Origin of the sequence: Marinomonas sp. TI.3.20 (assembly GCF_038155025.1) — a bacterium.
Taxonomy (GTDB): domain Bacteria; phylum Pseudomonadota; class Gammaproteobacteria; order Pseudomonadales; family Marinomonadaceae; genus Marinomonas; species Marinomonas flavescens.
This window is the reverse complement of record NZ_JBAKAS010000108.1, coordinates 1-284: the sequence shown is the minus strand read 5'-3', so window position 1 is coordinate 284 and position 284 is coordinate 1. Positions and strand designations below refer to the sequence as shown.

The window sequence follows — 284 nt, the reverse complement described above, 5'->3', positions numbered from 1 at the left end:
CGTCAGTTTCTGTCGCATCCACAACCACGTTGTTGGTGCCATCACTGAACGTCACTTTCACCGTCTCGGTGTCCGCATCTACGCCACTCAAGGTCACACTCACCGTGCCCGCTTCGTCTGCGTTGGTGATCTCGTCGCTTGTCGCCACGGTCACGCTGAAGTTGCTGTCGGTGTCCGCACTCGTGTCTAAATCTAACGTATCCGTTTTAGTTGACGTGTTGCCCGCATCATCAGTTGCTACAGCGCTGACGGTAATCGTGCCGTCGGTCAGACCACTTAGATCC

At 55.3% G+C, this 284-nt stretch carries 1 protein-coding gene; it reads right to left on the bottom strand.

Annotation, left to right across the window (positions count from 1 at the left end; translation table 11 throughout):
* Positions 1–284: hypothetical protein (locus V6259_RS19770; protein ID WP_341585987.1), on the bottom strand; the 284-nt coding region annotated here is incomplete at both ends.